Annotated in this window: 23 protein-coding genes; 17 read left to right on the forward strand and 6 right to left on the reverse strand. The window is 59.8% G+C overall.

Annotated features, from left to right (window positions below):
• Positions 1–9 precede the first annotated feature (9 nt).
• From N2A98_RS06310 to N2A98_RS06350, 9 genes are all read left to right on the forward strand, one after another.
• Positions 10–1,011, forward strand: coding sequence for a PleD family two-component system response regulator (locus N2A98_RS06310; RefSeq protein WP_044272245.1), 1,002 nt, complete (start codon positions 10–12; stop codon positions 1,009–1,011).
• Between the two features lie 289 nt (positions 1,012–1,300).
• A protein-coding gene (prfB, locus tag N2A98_RS06315) for a peptide chain release factor 2 (protein ID WP_096001736.1) occupies positions 1,301–2,396 on the forward strand; the annotation gives its coding sequence in 2 pieces (ribosomal slippage) (positions 1,301–1,372 and positions 1,374–2,396; 1,095 coding nt in all).
• A gap of 79 nt (positions 2,397–2,475) precedes the next feature.
• A complete protein-coding gene (gene lysS, locus N2A98_RS06320; RefSeq protein WP_003189082.1) occupies positions 2,476–3,978 on the forward strand; it encodes a lysine--tRNA ligase in 1,503 nt (500 codons plus the stop codon).
• Between the two features lie 107 nt (positions 3,979–4,085).
• Positions 4,086–4,802, forward strand: a complete 717-nt coding sequence (locus N2A98_RS06325) for a TetR family transcriptional regulator (protein ID WP_078467916.1) — start codon at positions 4,086–4,088, stop codon at positions 4,800–4,802.
• Between the two features lie 52 nt (positions 4,803–4,854).
• Entirely contained in the window at positions 4,855–6,132 is a 1,278-nt protein-coding gene (locus N2A98_RS06330; RefSeq protein ID WP_014717201.1) for a flavohemoglobin expression-modulating QEGLA motif protein, read from the forward strand.
• Positions 6,133–6,285: 153 nt separating this feature from the next.
• Positions 6,286–7,191 carry an alpha/beta hydrolase gene (locus N2A98_RS06335; RefSeq protein WP_275623159.1) on the forward strand — a complete coding sequence of 302 codons (906 nt, stop codon included), beginning with the start codon at positions 6,286–6,288 and terminating at the stop codon, positions 7,189–7,191.
• Positions 7,188–7,514 (forward strand): hypothetical protein, encoded by a 327-nt coding sequence (locus N2A98_RS06340; RefSeq protein WP_003189087.1) that lies wholly within the window; start codon positions 7,188–7,190, stop codon positions 7,512–7,514. Before N2A98_RS06335 ends, N2A98_RS06340 begins: the two co-directional genes overlap by 4 nt.
• Positions 7,515–8,272: 758 nt before the next feature.
• Entirely contained in the window at positions 8,273–8,734 is a 462-nt protein-coding gene (locus N2A98_RS06345) for a hypothetical protein (protein WP_139129539.1), read from the forward strand.
• Between the two features lie 170 nt (positions 8,735–8,904).
• The gene (locus N2A98_RS06350; protein ID WP_275623160.1) at positions 8,905–9,282 is read left to right on the forward strand and encodes a hypothetical protein; all 378 of its coding nucleotides are present in this window, start codon (positions 8,905–8,907) and stop codon (positions 9,280–9,282) included.
• 73 nt (positions 9,283–9,355) lie between these two features.
• Here the strand turns inward: N2A98_RS06350 and N2A98_RS06355 are convergent, their stop codons facing one another.
• The 3 genes from N2A98_RS06355 to N2A98_RS06365 form a co-directional block, all read right to left on the reverse strand.
• Complete coding sequence (locus N2A98_RS06355) at positions 9,356–10,141, reverse strand: OmpA family protein (protein WP_003189093.1); 786 nt, start codon at positions 10,139–10,141, stop codon at positions 9,356–9,358.
• 56 nt (positions 10,142–10,197) lie between these two features.
• On the reverse strand, positions 10,198–10,623 hold the full coding sequence (locus N2A98_RS06360; protein ID WP_003189094.1) for a DUF4398 domain-containing protein: 426 nt from the start codon (positions 10,621–10,623) through the stop codon (positions 10,198–10,200).
• Positions 10,624–10,906: 283 nt separating this feature from the next.
• Positions 10,907–11,251 (reverse strand): hypothetical protein, encoded by a 345-nt coding sequence (locus N2A98_RS06365; protein WP_044272252.1) that lies wholly within the window; start codon positions 11,249–11,251, stop codon positions 10,907–10,909.
• 197 nt (positions 11,252–11,448) lie between these two features.
• On the opposite strand from N2A98_RS06365, the gene ppc reads away from it, so the two are divergent.
• From ppc to N2A98_RS06395, 6 genes are all read left to right on the forward strand, one after another.
• Positions 11,449–14,094 (forward strand): phosphoenolpyruvate carboxylase, encoded by a 2,646-nt coding sequence (ppc, locus tag N2A98_RS06370; protein WP_069558396.1) that lies wholly within the window; start codon positions 11,449–11,451, stop codon positions 14,092–14,094.
• A 280-nt stretch (positions 14,095–14,374) separates the two neighbouring features.
• Positions 14,375–15,022, forward strand: coding sequence for an adenylate kinase (gene adk / locus N2A98_RS06375; RefSeq protein ID WP_003189104.1), 648 nt, complete (start codon positions 14,375–14,377; stop codon positions 15,020–15,022).
• A gap of 90 nt (positions 15,023–15,112) precedes the next feature.
• A complete protein-coding gene (gene tsaB, locus N2A98_RS06380; protein WP_032893224.1) occupies positions 15,113–15,799 on the forward strand; it encodes a tRNA (adenosine(37)-N6)-threonylcarbamoyltransferase complex dimerization subunit type 1 TsaB in 687 nt (228 codons plus the stop codon).
• 160 nt (positions 15,800–15,959) lie between these two features.
• Positions 15,960–16,262 (forward strand): hypothetical protein, encoded by a 303-nt coding sequence (locus tag N2A98_RS06385; protein ID WP_275623161.1) that lies wholly within the window; start codon positions 15,960–15,962, stop codon positions 16,260–16,262.
• On the forward strand, positions 16,262–17,122 hold the full coding sequence (locus tag N2A98_RS06390; protein WP_069558397.1) for a DUF72 domain-containing protein: 861 nt from the start codon (positions 16,262–16,264) through the stop codon (positions 17,120–17,122). The genes N2A98_RS06385 and N2A98_RS06390 overlap by 1 nt, the downstream gene beginning before the upstream one ends.
• Before the next feature lie 10 nt (positions 17,123–17,132).
• Positions 17,133–17,831, forward strand: a complete 699-nt coding sequence (locus N2A98_RS06395; protein WP_044272259.1) for an extensin family protein — start codon at positions 17,133–17,135, stop codon at positions 17,829–17,831.
• Positions 17,832–17,834: 3 nt separating this feature from the next.
• Here N2A98_RS06395 and N2A98_RS06400 read toward each other — a convergent pair whose 3' ends face one another.
• Positions 17,835–18,455, reverse strand: a complete 621-nt coding sequence (locus tag N2A98_RS06400) for an energy transducer TonB (protein WP_275623162.1) — start codon at positions 18,453–18,455, stop codon at positions 17,835–17,837.
• Between the two features lie 96 nt (positions 18,456–18,551).
• Here N2A98_RS06400 and N2A98_RS06405 point away from each other — a divergent pair, with 96 nt between their 5' ends.
• Positions 18,552–19,334 (forward strand): class I SAM-dependent methyltransferase, encoded by a 783-nt coding sequence (locus tag N2A98_RS06405; RefSeq protein WP_044272264.1) that lies wholly within the window; start codon positions 18,552–18,554, stop codon positions 19,332–19,334.
• 636 nt (positions 19,335–19,970) lie between these two features.
• On the opposite strand, the gene N2A98_RS06410 is transcribed toward N2A98_RS06405, so the two are convergent.
• Positions 19,971–21,523 (reverse strand): IS3 family transposase gene (locus tag N2A98_RS06410; protein ID WP_275623163.1). Its coding sequence is split into 2 segments (ribosomal slippage): positions 19,971–21,061 and positions 21,061–21,523, totalling 1,554 coding nucleotides; the frame shifts between segments, so codons are not numbered across the junction.
• 131 nt (positions 21,524–21,654) lie between these two features.
• Positions 21,655–22,311 carry a TetR/AcrR family transcriptional regulator gene (locus tag N2A98_RS06415; RefSeq protein ID WP_044272267.1) on the reverse strand — a complete coding sequence of 219 codons (657 nt, stop codon included), beginning with the start codon at positions 22,309–22,311 and terminating at the stop codon, positions 21,655–21,657.
• Between the two features lie 93 nt (positions 22,312–22,404).
• Here N2A98_RS06415 and N2A98_RS06420 point away from each other — a divergent pair, with 93 nt between their 5' ends.
• A complete protein-coding gene (locus N2A98_RS06420) occupies positions 22,405–23,505 on the forward strand; it encodes an efflux RND transporter periplasmic adaptor subunit (protein WP_044272269.1) in 1,101 nt (366 codons plus the stop codon).
• Position 23,506 lies beyond the last annotated feature (1 nt).

Genomic DNA, 23,506 nt, shown 5'->3' on the forward strand with positions numbered 1-23,506 from the left:
TGACTGCACATGAATGATTTACAGCTCGACGACTTCAAGACCGACGAAAACGCCGCCATGGTGTTGCTGGTCGACGACCAGGCCATGATCGGTGAAGCCGTGCGGCGTGGCCTGGCCCATGAAGAGAACATCGACTTCCACTTTTGTGCCGACCCGCACCAGGCCATTGCCCAGGCGATCCGCATCAAGCCCACGGTGATCCTGCAAGACCTGGTGATGCCGGGCCTGGACGGCCTGACCCTGGTGCGTGAATACCGCAATCACCCGGCCACCGCGAATATCCCCATCATCGTGCTGTCCACCAAGGAAGACCCGCTGATCAAGAGCGCGGCCTTTGCGGCGGGGGCCAACGATTACCTGGTCAAACTGCCGGACAACATCGAGCTGGTGGCGCGCATCCGCTATCACTCGCGCTCCTACATGACCCTGTTGCAGCGCGACGCGGCCTACCGCGCGTTGCGCGTCAGCCAGCAACAGTTGTTGGACACCAACCTGGTGCTGCAACGTCTGATGAACTCCGACGGCCTGACCGGGCTCTCCAACCGCCGCCACTTCGACGAATACCTGGAGCTGGAATGGCGCCGCGCCATGCGCGACCAGACCCAACTGTCGCTGCTGATGATCGACGTGGACTTCTTCAAGACCTTCAACGACAGCTTCGGCCACGTCGAGGGCGACGAAGCCTTGCGCAAAGTCGCCAACACCATCCGTGAAGCCAGCAGCCGCCCTTCGGATTTGCCGGCGCGCTACGGCGGCGAAGAGTTCGCGCTGGTCCTGCCCAGCACCTCGCCGGGCGGCGCACGCCTGGTCGCGGAAAAACTACGCATGGCGGTGGCGGCGTTGAAAATCCCGCACATCGCCCCGGCGGAAGGTGCCAGCCTGACCATCAGTATTGGGCTGTCGACGTTGACGCCGGCTCAGGGCACGGACTGTCGGCAGTTGATCATGGCGGCGGACAAGGGGTTGTACACGGCCAAGAACAATGGGCGTAATCAGGTGGGCATCGAGTAATCCCCAGCGCCGCCCAACTCCCAATGTGGAAGGGGCAAGCCTTAATGCCCGTCAGTTAAGCGCAGATCCCCTGTGGGAGCGGGCTTGCTCGCGAATGCGGTGGGTCAGTCAACGCATTTAGTGACTGGTATCGCGCTTTCGCGAGCAAGCCCGCTCCCACATTTCAATCTTCATCGGTCTTGGGATCGTGTACAAACCCCCGCCTTTTCGGCCAAGCGGGCTGCCGTTTCCAGCCGTTTGCCGTTATACTCGCCGGCTTTCAAAAGTTCGCCAACGAGTGCTGCCCGCCATGGAAATCAACCCGATCCTTAACACCATCAAGGACCTGTCCGAGCGCTCCGAAACTATTCGGGGGTATCTTTGACTACGATCAAAAGCATGAGCGTCTGACCGAGGTCAATCGCGAGCTTGAAGATCCGAGTGTCTGGAACAAACCTGAATACGCCCAGGAACTGGGGCGCGAGCGCGCTGCGCTGGCACAGATCGTCGATACCCTCGACGAACTGAACACCGGCCTGGGTGATTGCCGCGACCTGCTGGACATGGCCGTCGAAGAAAACGACGAAGGCGCAGTGGGCGATGTCGTCGCCGAGCTGGCCCGTCTCGAGGAAAACCTCGCCAAGCTTGAATTCCGCCGCATGTTCAGCCATGAAATGGACCCGAACAACGCCTACCTGGATATCCAGGCCGGTTCCGGCGGCACCGAGGCCCAGGACTGGGCCAACATCCTGCTGCGCATGTACCTGCGCTGGGCCGACAAACGCGGTTTCGACGCGACCATCATGGAACTGTCCGCCGGTGAAGTGGCCGGTATCAAGGGCGCGACCGTGCACATCAAGGGCGAATACGCCTTTGGCTGGCTGCGCACCGAGATCGGCGTGCACCGCCTGGTGCGCAAGAGCCCGTTCGACTCCGGCAACCGTCGCCACACCTCATTCTCTGCGGTGTTCGTCTCGCCAGAGATCGACGACAAGGTGGAAATCGAGATCAACCCGGCCGACCTGCGAATCGACACCTACCGTTCCTCCGGTGCCGGTGGCCAGCACGTAAACACCACTGACTCGGCCGTACGTATTACCCACGTACCGACCAACACCGTGGTCAGCTGCCAGAACGAACGTTCCCAGCACGCCAACAAGGACACCGCCATGAAAATGCTGCGGGCCAAGTTGTACGAGCAGGAAATGCAGAAGCGCAACGCCGCTTCCCAGGCGCTGGAAGACACCAAGTCGGATATCGGCTGGGGTCACCAGATCCGTTCGTACGTGCTCGATGCCTCGCGGATCAAGGATCTGCGCACTAACATCGAACGCAGCGATTGCGACAAGGTACTCGACGGCGATATCGACGAATACCTGGAAGCCAGCCTGAAATCCGGCCTCTAACACCCTCTGTGGGAGCGGGCTTGCCCGCGATCCCCCGCCGAAGGCTGGGGACAACGAACCTGATGGAATATTTAAAGACATGAGCGACCAACAACTCGACCCGCAAGCCCTGCAACAGGAAGAAAACTCCCTGATCGCCCTGCGCAAGGAAAAGCTTGCTGCCGAGCGCGCCAAGGGTAACGCCTTCCCCAACGACTTCCGCCGCGACAACTACTGCGATGCCTTGCAGAAGCAATACGCGGACAAGACCAAGGAAGAACTGGCAGAGGCTGCGATCCCGGTCAAGGTGGCAGGTCGCATCATGCTCAACCGTGGCTCGTTCATGGTGATCCAGGACATGACCGGTCGCATCCAGGTCTACGTCAACCGCAAGACCCTGTCCGAAGAAACCCTGGCCTCGGTGAAGACCTGGGACATGGGCGACATCATCGCCGCCGAAGGCACCCTGGCCCGTTCCGGCAAGGGCGACCTGTACGTCGAGATGACCAACGTGCGCCTGCTGACCAAGTCCCTGCGCCCGCTGCCGGACAAGCACCACGGCCTGACCGACACCGAGCAGCGCTATCGCCAGCGCTACGTTGACCTGATCGTCAACGAAGACGTGCGCCAGACCTTCCGCGTGCGCTCGCAAGTCATTGCCCACATCCGCAGCTTCCTGATGCAGCGTGACTTTCTGGAAGTCGAAACCCCGATGCTGCAGACCATCCCGGGTGGTGCCGCAGCCAAGCCGTTCGAAACCCACCACAACGCGCTGGACATGGAAATGTTCCTGCGTATCGCGCCGGAGCTGTACCTCAAGCGCCTGGTGGTTGGCGGCTTCGAGAAAGTGTTCGAGATCAACCGCAACTTCCGCAACGAAGGCGTCTCGACCCGTCACAACCCAGAATTCACCATGTTGGAGTTCTACCAGGCCTACGCCGACTACGAAGACAACATGGACCTGACCGAAGAGCTGTTCCGCGAGCTGGCACAGCTGGTGCTGGGCAGCACCGACGTGCCGTACGGCGACAAGGTGTTCCACTTCGGCGAGCCATTCGTGCGCCTGTCGGTGTTCGACTCGATCCTCAAGTACAACCCCGAGCTGACCGCTGACGACCTCAACGACATCGACAAGGCCCGTGCCATTGCCAAGAAAGCCGGCGCCAAGGTGCTGGGCTTCGAAGGCCTGGGCAAGCTGCAGGTGATGATTTTCGAAGAGCTGGTGGAGCACAAGCTGGAACAGCCGCACTTCATCACCCAGTACCCGTTCGAAGTGTCGCCGCTGGCCCGTCGCAACGACGACAACCCGAACGTCACCGACCGTTTCGAGCTGTTCATCGGTGGCCGCGAAATCGCCAACGCCTATTCCGAGCTTAACGACGCGGAAGACCAGGCCGAGCGTTTCATGGCCCAGGTGGCCGACAAGGACGCCGGTGACGACGAAGCCATGCACTACGATGCCGACTTCGTACGGGCCCTGGAATACGGCATGCCGCCCACTGCCGGTGAAGGCATCGGCATCGACCGTCTGGTGATGTTGTTGACCAACTCGCCGTCGATCCGCGATGTGATCCTGTTCCCGCACATGCGGCCACAAGCGTAACCGTAGCGAAATCCGAAGCCGCCTTTTATAAGGCGGCTTTTTTATGTGGCCTGTACGAGTGTCAAGCAAACAGCGCCAGGTTTTGATCTATTCCAAGGATGTGTGTGGTGAACCGCGTAATGGCTCAAGAAGGTGCCGCCGGCATTGCTGCTGCCGTGGCTGAAAGCGTTCAGTACCAGGGCCGCAAGGCCAGTCGGCGGGGCAGCGAGCAACGCCGGCAAGACATTCTCGATGCGGCCATGCGTATCGTCGTGCGCGATGGCGTGCGGGCCGTGCGTCACCGGGCTGTGGCGGCAGAGGCGGGGGTGCCGCTGTCGGCCACCACCTATTACTTCAAAGACATCGACGACCTGCTCACCGACACCTTCGCCCAGTACGTGGAACGCAGCGCCGCATTCATGGGCAAGCTGTGGGTACGTAACGAGGGCCTGTTACGCGAAATGGTCGCCTATGGCGACGGCAGCCCGGAGTCGCGCTCGCAACTGGCCGATGACATCGCACGCCTGACCGCCGACTATGTGCTGCGCCAACTGACCAACCGGCGCGAATACCTGATGGCCGAACAGGCCTTTCGCCAGGAAGCCCTGCTCAACCCACGGCTGGCCGAACTGGTACGCTCCCATCAACAGATCCTGTTGCAAGGCACCGGGCAGTTTTTCCAGGTATTGGGTTCCCGTGAGCCGCAGCAGGATGCCAAGGTGTTGACGGCTATCATCAGTCGGATGGAATATCAGGGCCTGTTGGGCGGCGCAGAGCCTCTGACCGGGGAAGAGATGCTTGAAATCCTCAAGCGCTACATGCACCTGGTATTGGCCTCGGTCTGACAGCGTTCGATGAAAGCCTGATAACGTTCAACGTTTAAAGAGGAAGCACCGGGTGGACGATTACCAGCAGACGATACGCACCTTGTCCGATCGCATTGTGCTGGCGCAAACACCGATCCGCGTTCTCGATGCGGTGAAATGGGACGAGAACATTCGCCAGGGATTCCTCAAGGCCAAAGGCAAGGCGATGCCTGCCGTAGACCGTGATTACTACCTGAACCGGCCGCTGTCGTTCGATTCCAGTGCGGTGAAGCTGGAGTTCCAGAACATCGAGCGCGACATCACCCGTCGCCTTGGGCAATTCAGTCCGGTGGGGCAGATCATGCGGCGCATGTGCCGCGAATACCGGATGGTGGTGCGCATGCTTGAAGCGCGCGGCACCGAGGACTTCGGCCTGATTTCCCAGGAGCTGTACGGCGCCGCCTCCGATGCGTTCCACGCCGGCGACCCGACCCTGGCCGACCTTGGCCTGATGCTCTCCGACTACCTGAACAACATCGACGGTCGGGGTGACCTCAAGGACGAAGCCAAGACCCTCACCGCCAAAGATGCGGTCAGCCTGCTGCAAACCCGCCTGAACAAGGTGTTTGGCGAGGCGGAAGAAACCATCCGGGTATTCGAGTCCGACGGCATCGTCGCCGATGCGGCGGCGGGCGCCGACTATATCAAGATCCGCGCCGACGCGATGTTCAACGACCGCGACGTGCGCGCCCTCGAAGTGCATGAAGGCCTGGTGCATGTGGGCACCACCCTCAACGGCCAGAACCAGCCGATCTGCACGTTCCTGTCCAAGGGCCCGCCGTCGTCCACCGTTACCCAGGAAGGCCTGGCGATCCTGATGGAAATCATCACGTTTGCCTCCTACCCCAGCCGCTTGCGCAAACTCACCAACCGGACACGCGCCATCCATATGGTGGAGGAGGGGGCCGACTTCCTGCAGGTGTTCGAGTTCTTCCGCGAGCAAGGCTTTGAAATGGCCGAAAGCTATGGGAATGCCAGCCGGGTTTTCCGTGGTTCGGTGCCCACCGGTCTGCCATTTACCAAGGATTTGTCCTACCTCAAGGGCTTTATCATGGTCTACAACTACATTCAGCTCGCCGTACGCAAAGGCAAGCTGGAACAGGTGCCGCTGCTGTTCTGCGGCAAGACCACCCTTGAAGACATGCGTACCCTGCGCCAATTGGTCGACGAAGGCCTGGTGGTGCCGCCCAAGTATTTGCCGGAGCAGTTTCGCGACATGAACGCGCTGGCGGCCTGGATGTGCTTCTCCAACTTCCTCAACCACTTGAGCCTGGACCGGATCGAGGCGGATTACTCCAATATCCTTTAACTGACGAAACCGAATCAAAATGTGGGAGCTGGCTTGCCTGCGATAGCGGTGAGTCAGCCAGCACTCATTCAACTGATAGACCGCTATCGCAGGCAAGCCAGCTCCCACATTTGATCTCCATGGGTCTTCAGAACTTTCGCGAGGCTTCAACGGATGAGAATCCTCGGCATTTTATGCCTGCTACTCACATTGAACGGTTGCAGCGCCTTGCTGTTCTACCCCGAGCCCGGCCTGCCGTTCACCCCGGAAAAAGCCCACCTGCAATACCGCGACGTCACGCTCACCACCGCAGACGGGGTGAAGCTGCACGCCTGGTGGCTGCCGGCCAAAGCCGGTGTACCGCTCAAGGGCACCGTCCTGCATTTGCACGGCAACGGCGGTAACCTCGCCTGGCACCTGGGAGGAAGTTGGTGGTTGCCGGAACAGGGCTATCAAGTACTGTTGCTGGACTATCGTGGTTATGGGCTGTCGGAAGGCAAGCCATCGCTGCCGGCGATCTACCAGGATATCGACGCCGCCTTCGGCTGGATCGACAAGGCGCCTGAAGCCCAGGGTCAACCGCTGATTATTCTCGGGCAAAGCCTGGGCGGTGCACTGGCGGTGCATTACCTGGCCGCCCACCCGGAGCGTCAAACCCAACTCAAAGCGCTGGTACTGGACGGCGTGCCAGCCAGTTATCGTGACGTAGGACAATTCGCCTTGAGCACTTCCTGGTTAACCTGGCCGTTGCAGGTGCCGCTGTCGTGGCTGGTGCCCGACGCCGACAGTGCGATCAATGCCATGCCCCGCGTGACCGGCGTGCCCAAGCTGCTGTTCCACAGCCTGGATGATCCCATCGTGCCGGTGGCCAATGGCATCCGCCTGTATCAGGCCGCACCGCCGCCCAGGGTGTTGCAACTGACCCGTGGCGGCCATGTGCAGACCTTTGCCGACAAAACCTGGCAGACCGTGATGCTGCGTTACCTGGACGACCCGCGGCACTTCAACGGCTTGCGCCGCCTGGGCGAAATTCCGAATTACCCTATTCCTAAAGTTGAGTCATCAGAGAGCCCGCAATGAGTGAAGAACGCAACATGATCCCGCTGATTCTCACCGGTATCGGCACCATCATCGGTACCGTTGGCTGCCTGTGGTACTACGGCTACCTGCACTTCGCCAAGCCGGAAGATGCGTTGCTGCTCAGCGACTTCACCATGCTCAAGACCGTGCCGGGTGAGGATTACAAGGTCTCCCTGACCCCGGCGGCGCAAGTGGCGCAGTGCGTTGACGGCGTGTTGGTGATGTTTGATACCGAACAGAAAGGCTTGAGCGGCGTGCTGGTGAACAATAAGAAGCAGGCCGTGCGTTGCATGGGCCAGGAAACCCCGCAGTTGCAACAGTGAGCCTGTCACACCGTTGAGTTTCCAGGTTCGGGTGGCTCCGGTGGTTCCCAGGGGGCTGGAGGCGCTCAAGGCTCCGGTGTCTCCCAAGGCGCTGGCGGGGATGAACGTCTCGAAAAACTGCAGAAGCTGCTGGCAGAAAAACAGGCGGCCCAAGGTGCACAAGGCGGTGAAGGTGGCGCATCGGGCCAAGGCTCGATCAACTACTGATCGGCATCCCTCCCAGAGCCCGCCTTTTAGCGGCGTTTTTTCATATCAGCGGCCCTACACACATCATCGACGTGCCAGGATCTCGTAACGAAATTGTTTGGAACCCAATTGCGTCTGATGCCACAAAGAGCGATGTAATTACGCGAAGTGGGGGCGGGAAGGCAGTGATAAGAATTGATGCGATATGCAATATGCTGGCAATGGTCAGGGCGCATCAGGCGTTGGAGCGGGCGGATGCGCAAGAACAGGCGCGTAATCAATTGGCAGGTTGCTCAACTGATTCCTCCCGTCATAACAAAAAGATAACGCCGCCGGATGAAGATACTGATCGCAAGATCAAGTTTCCCTAGTCAAAAAAACCACCGTTTCCGGTGGTTTTTTTTCGTTTCAATTTTATCCATCAACGATAGGCGACCTGCTTGGGATACCAACAGGCGAGCCCCTACTTGTTATCAGGATTATACCGTTGGGAACTGATAGACGTAGGCGACCACTCTATAGCTGCCAGGAGTTTAAACCTGGACGTGTGGGAAATCATTTGGAGTCAAGGAATGAGGTTAGATTCATTTGTCAATACAGCGCTCGTGAATACCATGGGGGTCATGTCCAATACATGGAACGCTGTCACGGGGCAGCGTATGGGTTGGCGATACCCTCAAGTGGGTAAAACCTATAACTACAATAGCTATCAATCGAGTCGGCGTCCAAACTATGCCGGTACTCAACCTTTGAATCGTGGAACCGTTCGCTACATGGGGCCGCCACCCCGTACTCAGGCGTCGACTTCGCAGCCGCCTACGATCAACTACGTGACCTATGTATTCAATACTAATTATGTGACGGTCGGTGGCGTCAAGTCGGCGCAAGTGGGTGTGCATATCAATAACGGTCATCACAGCATGAATGACGGTAACTTCGGAAATTACGGCAATAACGGCAATAGCGGAAGCCACAGTGGTTATTCCAATCACGGCAGTAACGGCATTCGCCATGCTCGGCGCCTTCAAGGTTGAAACAAGCAATGCGACTGCGTCGCCGCGCATATTTTGACGTGGTTTTTAGAGTCTTCGTAGTGGAACTGCTCGCAGCGATTCCCCACTTAAAGGGGCGACACACCAAGCAGCACGCAGCTTAGGTGTCGTACATCCACACACTCTTATTTCAGTTTGACAGGGAAGATAAAATGACTCATCTATTTGGTTCGCGACCTGCACAGTATGTTGCTTGGCATCCACGTTATGCTGAAGAGCACCCTCGCCATGCCACACCAGGTCAGCGAGTGTGGGGCAGTGGCGGCAGTCATGGCAATAACGGCAATTATGGTAACTATGGCAATAACGGTAATGGCGGCCGGTGCAGTCACTATGAAAATCATGGGCATAACGGCAATGACATGATGGGGGCGCCGGGTAACTACCGTCACTTTGAAGGCTATAGTAATCACGGCAGTTACGGTAACTATGGTAACTACGGAAATAACGGCAACTCGGGCGATTCCAGCCGTTACATCAACTCTGGCCAGAACGGCAACCGCAGCAGCGTCGGATACTTCAATGACTAAAGCTTGAATGCGCTTTCATGAGCGGCAACGAAAAAGCCCCGCCTAAAGGCGGGGCTTTTTACCAGGCTATTGATCAGTTAGCGACGGAAGACCGTGGCTTGACCGGCTGGTTGTCGTTGGAGATGGTCACTTCAACGCGACGGTTCATGGCGCGGCCGGAAACGCTGCCGTTATCGGCAACCGGGTATTCCTTGCCATAACCCTGGGTCACGATGCGCGAGATATCCACGCCTTGCTGAGCCAGTGCACGTTGAACGGAAGCGGCACGACGCTCCGACAGGCTCTGGTTGTACGAGTCGGAACCGGTGCTGTCGGTGTAGCCTTCGACGATCACTTTACGGTCTGGGTTATCGCGCAGGAACTGGGCCAGCTTGGTGATGTTCACCAGGCCGCTGGATTTCAGGTCGGACTTGTTGGTGGCGAACAGCACGTCACCGAAAGTCACCAGGGTACCGCGATCGGTTTGCTTGGCGTTCAAGCTGTTTTGCAGTTGCTTGATTTGCGCGTCACGGGCGTCCAGCAGGGCGCGGGCACGTTCGTCACCGGCGTTTTTCAGCTTCGCTTCGGATTCGCGCAGGACGATAGTGTCCTTGGCCACTTCAACGCGCTGGTTGGTCAGGTAGGCCAGTTGGTCGACTTTCTTCTCGTCTTCCTTGTCGCGGTAGGCCTTGTCAGCCTTGTCCAGCCAGTCGCTGGCGTCTTTGGTTTCCAGCGCGGCCAGCTTGGTGGCTTGCGGGTTGGTCTGCAGGGACGAGAAATTGGTCCGCGCATTTTCCAGGTTCGCGTTCGGCGGGGTGGAGCAGGCCGCCAAGGCAACGCTCATCGCCAGCAGGGCAGGGATCATCAATTGTTTACGCATAGTCGTGTCGTCCTTTCAATTCGATATCAGGTGCGATGCAGTCAAGAGGCTGCGGCTTACTTCTGCATGATTGCAGCTGGGCGCATGCCTTCTTTACGCAGTTCGTCAACAGCCTTCTGGGAGTCCTTCACAGCCTGTTGAGCCTTGGCAGCCTGGGCTTTACGCTCAGCGACGCGGGCATCCCACTCGGCTTGTTCAGCCAGTTGGCGAGCCTTGTCGTAGTTCTTGTCGTGCATGGCAATCTCAGCTTCTTTGAGCTTGTCCTGGGCCGACTTCATTTCCACCGCCGCGTACTCGGTGCCGCCGGCGCTGACTGCGCTGTTGACGGCCGATTGGGTCACGGCGTACTGCTCGGTTGGAGGGTTGCCGGCGCAGCCAGCCAGAACGAAGCTGGTGCCGATTGCCAGCGCGGCCAATTTGAGCCCGCGCAGATGGTTAAACGAGGATTTGGCAGTGCTGGTGTTCATCGTCTTCAACTCCATTGGATAACTCCTGAAAAACATCAAAATCCATCGGGGCGTATCGATTTCGGGCCCGTCGATAAAGCACATGGCGTCCGTTCAAACGACCGTTCCACACGTGATGGCTACTGGCTGTGACCGGAGGCTTTTTTCAAAAGTTCAGCGGATATGGCGATTTGCCTAAAAAAATATCTGACTGACTGGTCAGTGTTTAAAAAATGGAACTTTCGCGGCGCACGGCGGTACTTCCGGGCCCGTAAAAGGCCCGGAATACGGGGGTTTAATTGACGTCAATAAATGTTTATCAGTGCTTTTGTTCGTCAGTAACGGCCGACAAATCGTGCAAGTGGCGACGGGATAACGTGAGAAAACGTGGCGTGGGGCCGACGTCTTCATACAGGGGGTCACCCTCTTCATCGGTGGCAATCACCTGCTGGCCCTGGATGTAAGGAAAGCTGGCTTCCAGCTCTTCAAGCGCGGCGCCGATCAGCTCGCCGAGCAGTTCTTCGACGTGGCGCTTGGGGTACATCTCGGCAATGGCCGCCAGCCGGGCGGCGGCTTCCACATCCAGATGAATCGCGTATTCAGTTTTCGTCAGGCGGCCCTTGGCGGTTTCTTCCCAATGCTGGGCCAGTTCTCGAATTTTCATGGCGACCTCAATAAAGCCCGCAATCGCAGGCGGTGATGAGTGACCAGCCGCCTGCGTGAATAACGCGGCGACTCATCGTTGAGACTAGCTGCAAGCGCCAAGGTTTAAAGTCGTTTGCGTTCGGCCTTGTCAGAAACCGACGTCGGCGGCACTCTGAACCCCCTGCGCGTCCCGGATTTCTGGCTGGAGATTGGCTGATGAGTGATATCGATGCACGCTTGCGTGAGGATGTTCACCTGCTGGGTGAGCTGTTGGGCAACACCATTCGAGAGCAGTACGGCGAGGCTTTCCTCGAAAAGATCGAGCAGATCCGCAAAGGCGCCAAGGCCGACCGTCGTGGAGCCGTTTCAGAGAAAACCGCTGGCGATGAGTTGAGCGCCAGCCTCAACCAGTTGCAGGAGCAGGAGTTGCTGCCCGTGGCCCGGGCCTTCAACCAATTCCTCAACCTGGCCAACATTGCCGAGCAATATCAGTTGATTCATCGGCGCGATGAATCGCAACCTGCGCCGTTCGAATCCCGGGTCTTGCCAGAATTGCTGGCACGCCTGCAAAACGAAGGGCACAGCAATGAGTCCCTGGCCCGGCAATTGGCGCGGCTGGACATCGAACTGGTGCTCACCGCCCACCCCACCGAAGTGGCCCGCCGCACGCTGATCCAAAAGTACGACGCCATTGCCGCGCAACTGGCCTTGCAGGATCACCGTGACCTCACCACCGCCGAGCGCGAGCAGATTCGCGAGCGCTTGCAACGCTTGATCGCCGAAGCCTGGCACACCGAAGAAATCCGGCGCGTGCGCCCCACGCCGGTGGATGAAGCCAAATGGGGCTTTGCGGTGATCGAGCATTCGCTGTGGCAAGCCATCCCCAATTACCTGCGCAAGGCCGACCAGGCCCTGCACGCCGCCACCGGCCTGCGCCTGCCCCTGGAGGCTGCGCCGATTCGCTTTGCTTCGTGGATGGGCGGCGACCGTGACGGCAACCCGAACGTCACCGCGCCGGTCACCCGCGAAGTGCTGTTGCTGGCGCGCTGGATGGCGGCGGATTTGTATCTGCGCGACATTGATCAGCTGGCTTCCGAGCTGTCGATGCAACAGGCCAGCCCGGCGTTGCACGCCAAAGTCGGCGACAGCGTCGAACCCTATCGTGCCTTGCTCAAGCAACTGCGTGAACGCCTGCGCGCCACGCGCCAGTGGGCCCACACCTCGTTGACCAGCACCACCCCGGCGCCGGCCGACGTGTTGCAAAACAACCGCGACCTGCTCGACCCGCTGCAGCTGTGCTACCAGTCCCTGCACGAATGCGGCATGGGCGTGATCGCCGATGGCCCGCTGCTCGACTGCCTGCGCCGTGCCGTGACGTTCGGCCTGTTCCTGGTGCGCCTGGATGTGCGCCAGGACTCCAGCCGTCACTCGGCGGCCATGACCGAAATCACCGATTACCTGGGCCTGGGGCGTTATGAGGACTGGGATGAAGAGGCGCGTATCAGCTTCCTGACCCAGGAACTGACCAATCGTCGGCCGTTGCTGCCGGGTTACTTCAAGCCGTCGGCGGACACTGCCGAGGTGCTCAATACCTGCAAGGAAATCGCCGCCGCACCGGCCGCATCACTAGGGTCGTATGTCATCTCCATGGCCGGCGCCGCCTCGGATGTGCTGGCGGTGCAACTGCTGTTGAAAGAGTCGGGCGTACAACGGCCGATGCGCGTCGTGCCGCTGTTCGAGACCCTGGCCGACCTGGATAACGCAGGGCCAGTGATGGAGCGCCTGCTGCAACTGCCGGGTTACCGCGCGCGCTTGCAGGGCCCGCAGGAAGTGATGATTGGCTACTCGGATTCGGCCAAGGACGCCGGCACCACGGCCGCCGCCTGGGCGCAGTACCGCGCCCAGGAACGCCTGGTGGATATCTGCCGCGAGCAACAGGTGGAGCTGTTGTTGTTTCACGGTCGCGGCGGCACCGTTGGTCGTGGCGGCGGCCCGGCGCACGCGGCCATCCTGTCGCAGCCGCCGGGCTCGGTGGCGGGGCGTTTCCGTACCACTGAGCAGGGAGAGATGATTCGCTTCAAATTCGGTCTGCCGGATATCGCCGAGCAGAACCTCAATCTCTACCTGGCTGCGGTACTGGAAGCGACCTTGTTGCCGCCGCCGCCTCCCGAGCCTGCCTGGCGTCACCTGATGGACGAATTGGCGGCAGACGGTGTCAGCGCTTACCGCGCCGTGGTGCGGGAAAATCCGCAGTTCGTCGAATATTTCCGTCAGTCCACGCCGGAGCAGGAGTTGGGCCGTTTGCCTTTGGGCAGCCGCCCGGCCAAGCGTCGTGCGGGCGGGATTGAGAGCTTGCGCGCCATCCCGTGGATCTTTGGCTGGACCCAGACACGCCTGATGCTGCCCGCCTGGCTCGGCTGGGAAGCGGCACTGAGCAAGGCGCTGGAGCGCGGTGAAGGTCAATTGCTGGGGCAGATGCGCGAGCAGTGGCCGTTCTTTCGCACGCGCATCGACATGCTGGAAATGGTGCTGGCCAAGGCCGATGCCGATATCGCCCGTCTTTATGATGAGCGCCTGGTGCAGCCGGACCTGCTGGCATTGGGTGCGCACTTACGCGACCTATTGTCGCAGGCGTGTGACGTGGTGCTTGGCCTGACCGGCCAGTCGCAGCTGCTGGCCCATAGCCCCGACACCCTGGAGTTCATCCGCCTGCGCAACACCTACCTCGACCCTCTGCACCTGTTGCAGGCCGAGTTGCTGGCACGTTCGCGCCAGCAGGAGGCTGCGCAAGACAGCCCTCTGGAACAGGCGCTGCTGGTGTCCGTGGCCGGTATTGCGGCCGGTTTGCGCAACACCGGTTGAGGTTTTTTGCGTGTACTCAATGGCTTGCGGATAAACCGCGACGACCGCCCGGAAACGGGCGGTCGTCGTTTGAGGGGGCGGGTTGCGCTCAGGCACACCCCGGCGCTGACGCATGTGCGGCGCGGGTTTCTCCTACTTTTGGCGGCTTGTATGGTGAGGGCCCGCTGTGTATCTTGATCAGCCTTTGGCCGTTTGATCGGCCTAGAACCACATTTTTACGAGATTGGCCCCACGCGGCGAATCCGAGCGTCATCTCTATAAAAAATTGAGGAGCACATCGATGCGCGTCATTCTGCTGGGAGCTCCCGGGGCCGGTAAAGGTACTCAGGCAAAGTTCATCACTGAAAAATTCGGCATTCCACAAATCTCCACCGGCGACATGCTGCGTGCGGCCGTCAAGGCTGGCACCGAGCTGGGCCTGATCGCCAAGAGCGTGATGGACAGCGGCGGCCTGGTCTCCGATGACCTGATCATCAACCTGGTCAAGGAACGCATCAGCCAGGAAGACTGCAAGAACGGTTTCCTGTTCGACGGTTTCCCACGCACTATTCCCCAGGCTGAAGCCCTGGTGAAGGCGGGCGTGGAGTTGGACGCCGTGGTCGAGATCGCAGTTGAAGACGAAGAGATCGTTCAGCGTATCGCTGGCCGTCGCGTTCACGAAGGCTCGGGCCGCGTGTACCACATCGTCTACAACCCGCCGAAAGTCGAAGGCAAGGACGACGTCACCGGTGAAGACCTGGTGCAGCGTAAAGACGACACCGAAGAAACCGTGCGTCATCGCCTGTCGGTCTACCATTCCCAGACCAAGCCCCTGGTGGACTTCTACCAGAAGCTGTCCGCAGCTCAAGGCAAGCCGAAATACAGCCACATCCCAGGTGTGGGCTCGGTAGAGGCCATCACCGCCAAGGTGCTGCAAGCACTGAGCTGATCCTGTGATCGGCGGCACAGACAACGGCCCGCTTGCGGGCCGTTGTTGTTTATACTGGCGCACTTTTTTCCGACTTGGACACCCACACCGATGAGCACCCTGCTGGCCCTGGACACCGCGACTGAAGCTTGCTCCGTTGCCTTGCTGCACGATGGCAAGGTTACGAGCCACTACGAGGTGATCCCGCGCCTGCACGCGCAGAAATTGTTGCCGATGATCAAGCAACTGCTTGAAGACGCCGGTACCACCCTGGCGGCCGTGGACGCCATCGCGTTCGGCCGTGGCCCCGGTGCATTCACCGGGGTGCGCATCGCCATTGGCGTGGTGCAGGGCCTGGCCTTTGCCCTGGAGCGCCCGGTATTGCCGGTGTCCAACCTGGCGGTGCTGGCCCAGCGTGCGTTGCGTGAGCACGGTGCGTCGCAAGTGGCAGCGGCAATTGATGCGCGCATGGATGAGGTCTACTGGGGGTGCTACCGTGAGACCGCAGGCGAAATGCGCCTGGTCGGTACGGAAGCGGTGCTGGCCCCCGAAGCGGCGCAGTTGCCCGCTGACGCCAGCGGCGATTGGTTCGGTGCCGGCACGGGCTGGGGTTATGGCGAACGCATCAAGGTAACGTGTGCCGAGCAAGATGCGGCGATGTTGCCCCACGCCGAAGACCTGCTGGCGTTGGCGCGTTTCGCGTTCGAGCGCGGCGAGGCAGTTGCAGCGGACCAGGCAGCACCGGTGTACCTGCGCGATAAAGTCGCGCAGACCAAGGCCGAACGCGGGATTATTTGACGCCAAAAATGTGGGCGTTCGGTGGCAAATTTCGCCAATCGTCAGAATTTGCCTGGGTTTTTAAACCTTTTACAAATTATGTGTTCTAGTTATCACCAGAGCATTTGCGCGCCATGGAAAGTGCCGCTAAATTGCCATCATTGATACCGAGTCTGCATGTATGCGTATAGACGGTTTTTCCTCACAGTCCTACCCCCTCAAGCGTAAGCCGCGCAAGGCGAGCGTGACGGTAGACGAATCCGTCGAGGATTCACCGGACTTCATCGAAGTACACACCGATACGCCTTCCAAAGCGCAAGGCGCCTCGAGCGCACGCATCAGCGGCGTTCCTTCCCGTCAGCAAGACATGGTCTTTCCCCGTTCCATGAGCAAAAGCGTTGCCACCGCCCTGGCCAGCTACCTGACCACTGCCGGCTTTGTCGAATGGGATATGGAAGTGCTGGGTCTCGATATCCATATCTGATGCGTTTGCCTTATTACATCGGCTGCCCGTCCTGGAGTGAAAACGCCTGGCGCGAGTACCTGTATCCGGTTGATGCACGTTCCAACGATTACCTCGGGCTCTATTCCCAGGTCTTCAACGCCGTTGAAGGCAATACCACTTTTTACGCTCGCCCCTCGGCCGCCACTGTGCAGCGCTGGGCCGAAATCATGCCCGATGACTTTCGCTTCACCGCCAAATTTCCCGGCGATATCAGCCATGCTGGCGATTTGCGTGAACAGTTGCCGGCGGCAGAAAGCTTTGTCGGCTTGATGAGCCCTTTGGGTGAGCGCGTTTCACCGCTGTGGTTGCAGCTCTCAAAAGGCTTTACGCCGCAGCGCCTGACGGAGCTGGCTGGATTTCTCGATGGCATCGATCGGCCGCTGGCCGTGGAAGTGCGTCATGAACAGTTCTTCGCCAAGGGGGATGCTGAGCGCAGGCTCAACCGTCTGTTGCGCGATCGCGGTGTCGAGCGCATCTGCCTCGACCCTCGTGCCCTGTTCAGCTGTACCTCTACCTCCGAAGCGGTGCTGCATGCCCAGTCCAAAAAGCCCCGGGTGCCACCGCGCCCAGCGGCACTGACGCAGTTTCCCCAGGTGCGCTTCATCGGGCATCCGGACCTTGAGGCCAATGACCCGTTCCTGATTCCATGGGTGGAAAAGATCGCCAGTTGGATCGAAGAAGGCCGCACGCCCTATATGTTCCTGCACACGTCGGACAACCGTCTCGCGGCGCAGCTGGCGCTGCGCTTCCACGCCAAGCTGATGGTGCGTCTGCCAGGGTTACCGCCGCTGCCTGTCTTGCATCGAGAACCCGTGGCGGAGCAGCTCGGGCTACTTTGAGGGTTGAGCCGTGGGTGTGGTCAAGACATTGAGTGTGTTGCTGGTGCTGGTGGGCGCCTTTGCGCTGGCTGTCTGGCGCGGTTGGGTGCCGATGCCGGCTGAGTGGAACCCCTGGGCGCCCTTGGATGTGCGGGCCAGCCCCAACCTGTTGACGCGCTACAAGCTCAGTCGTTTGCAGGACGATCCGGCGCTGTGTGACCAGGTATTGAACGCCTCCGGTCTGCGCGTGAGTCGCCAGGCTGATACAGCGCCGGATGCGGCGTGCCCCTTGCGCAATGTCCTGCGCGTACAGGGCGCTGATGTGGCCTTGAGCAGCAGCTTTCTCGCCAGTTGCCCGCTGGCGGTGGCGTTTGCGTTGTTCGAGCGCCACAGCCTGCAACCGGCGGCCCAGGCCGTGTTTGGCCAAGCGGTGAGCCGCGTCGAGCATTTGGGCAGTTTTGCCTGCCGTAATATCTACAATCGCGCCGACGCAAGGCTCAGCCAGCACGCCTCGGCCAATGCCCTGGATATCGCCGGGTTTCGCCTGGCGGATGGGCGCAGCATCAGCGTGCTCAAGGATTGGCCAGGGCAGGGCGACAGCGCGCGTTTCCTGCGTTTGGTACGCGATGGCGCCTGTGATGATTTCAACGTGGTGTTGAGCCCGGACTACAACGCCGCCCATCGCAACCATTTCCATCTGGACATGGGGCGTTGGTGGGTGTGTCGCTAAGGTTCAGGCGGCCAGGCGCAGGTTGTGGGTCACCAGTGGGCGCGCCCAGTAGTAATCGAAATCCAGGGCTTTTTGCTGCGCCAGCAATTCTTCTTCAGGGTACGGCGTGGCGGCCGGCGGCAGTAGGTCCAGCTCGAATTCGGCAATCGGCAGGTGCAGCGGGCGTGGTTGTGGCGCAGGGCCTGGCTCGGGTAGCGGTTGGCCGGCGTTCAGCACGATGGGGCGCACCCACCCGCTCTCAAAATCCTGTTGGCGTTGCTGGGCGATGACTTCTTCTTCCGGGAACGGCGTCGCGGCCGGTGGCAGCAGCTCGGTTTCGAACTCGGCAATCGGCAGGAACAGCGGCGCAGGCGGCACGATCTCGGTGTCTTTCACATCGCACTCACGCTGGGTGAGGATTTGCGCCAGCAGGTCGGCGCCTTCGCGGGGTTCAACCGTCGGGTCTGCCGGGGCAGGCGCGTTGGCGGCGAGCGCGTCTGGCGTTTCACCCAGCTGTTCGGCCAACGCACGGGCGAAGAAGTCCTGCCACACATGACTCACCCCGGCCAGCGCTTGGGTATTGCGCAGGCCGTAATGGTTGTGGGTCGGCAGTACACCGATGGAAAGGGGAAGAATGTCTGACATTTTTCTCGGTCGACGCTCAGCTCTGGCAAAATACCTGACTGTGATTTTTATCGGCCGTTGTTTGCCGATCCTTAATATTTTTGAGCGTGGCGATTGATGAACGAACAACCAGCGGCCAGCCGCATCCAGGTCCAAGCCTTGGCTGACAGTTTCCAGGCCCGCGCCGAACACTGGGCTTCGCTGCTGGGGTTGCCTCTGCAGGTGGCCGATGCGGATTTTTCCCTGCAAGTGGGGGAGCACGGTTTGCAGTTGCAACAGCTTGGGCCTGATGCGCCAGGGCCGGTGCGGGTCGACTTTGTCGAAGGCGGCGCGGCGCACCGGCGGTTGTATGGCGGCGGCAGCGGGCAGATGATCGCCAAGGCGGTGGGCATCGCCCAGGGCGTGCGCCCGCGGGTGCTGGACGCTACGGCGGGCTTAGGCAAGGACGCGTTCGTGCTGGCTAGCCTGGGGTGTGAGATGAGCCTGATCGAGCGCCAGCCGTTGATCGGCGCCTTGCTCGAAGATGGCCTGGCCCGCGCTGCCGAAGATTTTGAGGTGGCGCCGATTGTGGCGCGTATGAAGCTGCTCAAGGGCAACTCCATCGACGTGATGCTCAATTGGCAGGGGGAGCCGCCTCAGGTGATCTACCTGGACCCGATGTTTCCGCACCGTGAGAAAACTGCGCTGGTGAAGAAGGAAATGCGCCTGTTTCGGCCGTTGGTGGGTGATGATCCGGATGCACCGGCGTTGCTCGCGGCGGCTCTGGCGCTGGCCAGCCATCGTGTGGTGGTCAAACGGCCGCGCAAGGCGCCCTGTATTGAGGGGCCGAAGCCGAGCCATGCGTTGGATGGCAAGTCCAGCCGCTACGATATTTATCCCAAGAAGGCGCTTAAGGCATAAGCGGCAAGCAACAGCGCTCATCTTGCTGATGCGGCGAGCTCCAAATGTGGAAGGGGGCTTGCCCCCGATGTCTGCCTGACAGCCGACAACTATCTCCCTGACACCCCGCAATCGAAATGTGGGCTTGCCTGCGATGACGGCCTGAAAGCCGACACCTATCTACCTGACTCCCCGCAATCCAAACTGTGGGAGCTGGCTTGCCTGCGATGACGGCCAGCCAGCCGACCCATATCTACCTGATACCCCACAATCCAACTGTGGGAGCGGGCTTGCTCGCGAAGGCGGCCTGGCAGTCAACACCGTTGGATCGTGTACATATCCATTCCTGCGGTAACGGCCACTTAGGGTTCCGCCCTGACGGCGGCTCACTTTTGAAAAGAGCGCAAAAGTAAGCAAAACGCTCATGCCCCACCACTCGGCACCTCGCTTGGGCTCGGTGTGCCCGAACGCAGGCTTGAATCCGTGGGCCGCCGCCACGCTCCATCCATGGCGCGGGGCGGCTAACCCGGCGTCCTGCCGGGTTACCCACGAATTCAAGCCTGCGTTCGGCCAGCGTGGTTTAACGGGGCGCCTGAGATCAAGATCACAAGCAGATCAACGGCGTTTTTCAAGGTAGTTGTCGCGTCCACCGTCGCGCTACGCGATTTTTATTACCACGGTCAGTTCCCTTTCAGGGTTCAGATACACCGTCCCGATAGGGTTCCAGTTGCGTGTCTCTCCTGACCATCGTTCCGGTCTTTTCTCTCTGGCCTGCCGGTATATCGCATCTCGACGAGCCAAGATTTCTCGGTCTTTTCCTTCATGACGTTGAGCCGGTGTTACGAAGCGGATCCGGCTATGACGGTGCACGGTGTTGTACCAGGTCATAAAATTCCTCACCCAGATACGCGCATCATCCAGGCTGGTAAACCCCGCCTGTGGCCACTGCGGGCAGTATTTCAGTGTCCTGAACAGTGATTCCGAGTACGGGTTGTCGTTGCTAACCCGTGGTCGACCGCGAGACGGCGTGATGCCCAGGTCATACATCTTGGTCAGTAACGTCACCGATTTCATCGGTGCACCGTTGTCCGAGTGAAGCACCAGCGGCTGGCGCCAACACTTCTCCTGAGTCACGCTTCGTTGCAGCAACGCTGCCGCCTTTTCCCCGCTCTCGGCTTCATAAACTTCCCAGCCCACGGCTTTTCGGCTGTAGATGTCTTCGATCAGATAGAGGTAGTAAAATTTCCCGCGAGCCGGGGACGGCAAGTAGGTGATGTCCCATGACCACACCTGATTAGCTGAAGTCGCTGCGTAAGTGGTCGGTGCCTCATGGCGATGCGGTCGCTTGGCTCTGGATCGGTGATGCTGCTGACCTGCCGCATGCAGCACACGATAAAAAGTCGCCTCCGAGGCTACATATCTTCCTTCATCGGCCAATTGCGGCACGATCTGGCTTGGCGGGAGGTGCGCATAGGCTTTGCTGTTGCACAGCGTCACGATGCCTTGCCGTTCAAGCTCACTGAGCGCGTTGTTCGGTATCGGCCTAAGCGTCGTCGTGCGTCCATCTGCCAAGAGTTCTTGCGGCAAGCTCCAGCGTTGCAGTGTCCTCAGTGAAATGCCTACCTCCTGACAAGCAGGCGCCCTGCGGGCGCCCGCCAGAATGGCTTCATTAAGCCAATCAACGAGTAAATACCGTTCTGGCAACAAGGTCAGGTGGCCTCGTCGTCGCTCCCCCAGTAGGCATTGAGCTTTTTTCGTAGTACCAGTAAGGCCGCTGTTTCAGCCAGGGCTGCATCTTTGCGGCGCAACTCACGTTCAAGTTCACGGATACGATTTTTATCATCCCGTGACTGTCCGGAGCTTGCAGTTTTCGCGGTTGACTGTTTCGTGCTGCCGGCGATAAAAGCGTTGCGCCAATCGGTTATTTGCTCGGGAAAAATACCTTTTCGTCGGCAGTACTCACCGATTTCCAGCTCCGATAGCGAACCTGTTTCTATGATGATCGCCAGCTTGGATTCGGCTGACCAATTTTCGGCCGGTTGCTTGGCATCGGACAATTGCGTTCCTCTGGCGGCAGCTTGTTTGCGCCAATAATGGAGAGACATATCGCTGCAACCTTCGCGCCGAGCGACCTCCGCCGCCGAGAGGCTCAGGGGCGGAAGCATCATTTTCAGCAGCGCAGCTTTACGTTCTTCTGAATAGAAAGGCATGACCATACTCTTGCCGCCCCCGGAATGCTTTTCAAAAAGCGGGGGACACGACAACTACCCTGACACCGGGGGTCAAGAGCAAGATCAAGAGCGACTCGCTTCGCATCGTGGTTACTGTCGGTTGGTGCAACTTACTTAGGTGTTTCTGAACCCTGGCTGCGATAGGCCCGCATAAACAACCTCACCACGTCCTGCACATGCTCCTCGGCCTCTTGCGCACTCAATTGTCCGCCGCAGCCATACAACAAACGAAAGTTCGCCGTGCCTTTGAGCAGGCAAAAGAAGTGTTCGGCGGCCTTCAACGGTGTGTCGATACTCAAGGCGCCGCTCTGGTGAATCTTGCCGAGCAGGCGCTCCATGCCTTGCAGCATGCGCATGGGGCCGGCGTTGAAGAAGATTTGGGAGAGTTTCACGTCCTGATTACCGGTGGTCATCATCAGGCGATGCAGGTTTACCGACTCTTCGCTGTTGATCAGTCGATGAAAGCCGCGGGCGATGTTAAGCAGCACCGTCTCGACGGGCATGCCTTCGGGGAGCTCGAAGTACATCACCGGCAATTGCTCTTCGCATTTGGCCACCACCGCCGCGGTGAACAGCGTCTCCTTGTCGGTGAAGTGGCTGTAGACCGTGAGTTTCGATACGCCGGCCGCCAGGGCAACGGCGTCCATGCTGGTGTTTGCATAGCCCTTGCCCAAGAACAGCGATTTTGCCGATTCGAGGATTGCCTGGCGTTTTGCCATGTCCTTGGGACGCCCGGGGCTTACGGTGTTCAGAGGATTGTCGGACATTTTCACCTTTAATACTGGACTGGTGAGTTTGGTATTAATAACATACCGGCCAGTATAATTATTCCAAGCTCTATTTGCGAAAGGTCCTTCAGCATGCGCAGCGCTTTCCTGCCCCTTGCTTTGCCTGTCAGCCTGATCTTCCTGTTGGCCGCTTGCGGCCATGAAGAAGCGGCCCAGACCACCGTGCGCCCGGCCATGGTGGTGCAACCGCAGCCTTCGGCGCAGGCGATGGACAGCTACCCGGGTGAGGTGCGTGCGCGTTATGAGCCGGACCTGGCCTTTCGCATCGGCGGTAAAGTCAGCAAGCGCCTGGTGGAGGAGGGCGAGCGGGTCAAGGCCAACCAGCCGCTGGCCGAACTCGACCCTCAGGACGTGCGCCTGCAGTTGGAAGCCACCCGTGCCCAAGTGGCCGCCGCCGAGGCCAATCTGAGCCTGGTACGTGCGGAGCGGGATCGCTACAAGACCTTGATGGATCGTCAGATGGTCAGTCGGTCGCAGTACGACAATTCCGAAAACCTCTACCGAGCCGGTGAAGCACGCCTGAAGCAGATCAAGGCCGAGTTCGATGTGTCCAGCAATCAGGCCGGCTACGCCGTGCTGCGTGCGCCTCAGGATGGGGTAGTCGCCAAGCGTGCCGTCGAGGTGGGGCAGGTGGTTTCCGCTGGCCAGACGGTGTTCACCCTGGCCACCGATGGCGAGCGTGAAGTCTTGATCAGCCTGCCCGAGCAGGGCTTTGGCCGCTTCAAGATCGGCCAGCCGGTGTCGGTGGAGTTGTGGAGCCAGCCAGAGCAACGCTTCGCCGGGCGCATTCGTGAACTGTCTCCTGCCGCCGACCCCAAGTCTCGCACCTTCGCCGCGCGCGTAGCCTTCACCGGCGGCAAAGTGCCCGCCGAACTGGGCCAAAGCGCACGGGTTTTCATCCAGGCCGAGGGTGTCATTCCCCTATCGGTACCGCTGTCTGCCCTGAGTGCCGAGAACGGTGCGTCCTACGTTTGGCGTGTAAAACCGGACAACACCCTTGAACGCACCCCTGTACGCATTGGTGCGTTTGGCGAAAAAACCGTCCCGGTGCTCGAAGGCTTGGCCGCCACCGATTGGGTGGTGGCCGCAGGCGTGCATGTGCTCCATGAGGGCCAGTCAGTGCGCCCGGTGGATCGCTCTAACCGTGTAGTGAATCTGGCGGCCAAGGAGTAGT

The organism is Pseudomonas sp. FJ2-5-13, from assembly GCF_029201605.1.
In the GTDB taxonomy this organism is placed as follows: domain Bacteria; phylum Pseudomonadota; class Gammaproteobacteria; order Pseudomonadales; family Pseudomonadaceae; genus Aquipseudomonas; species Aquipseudomonas lactis.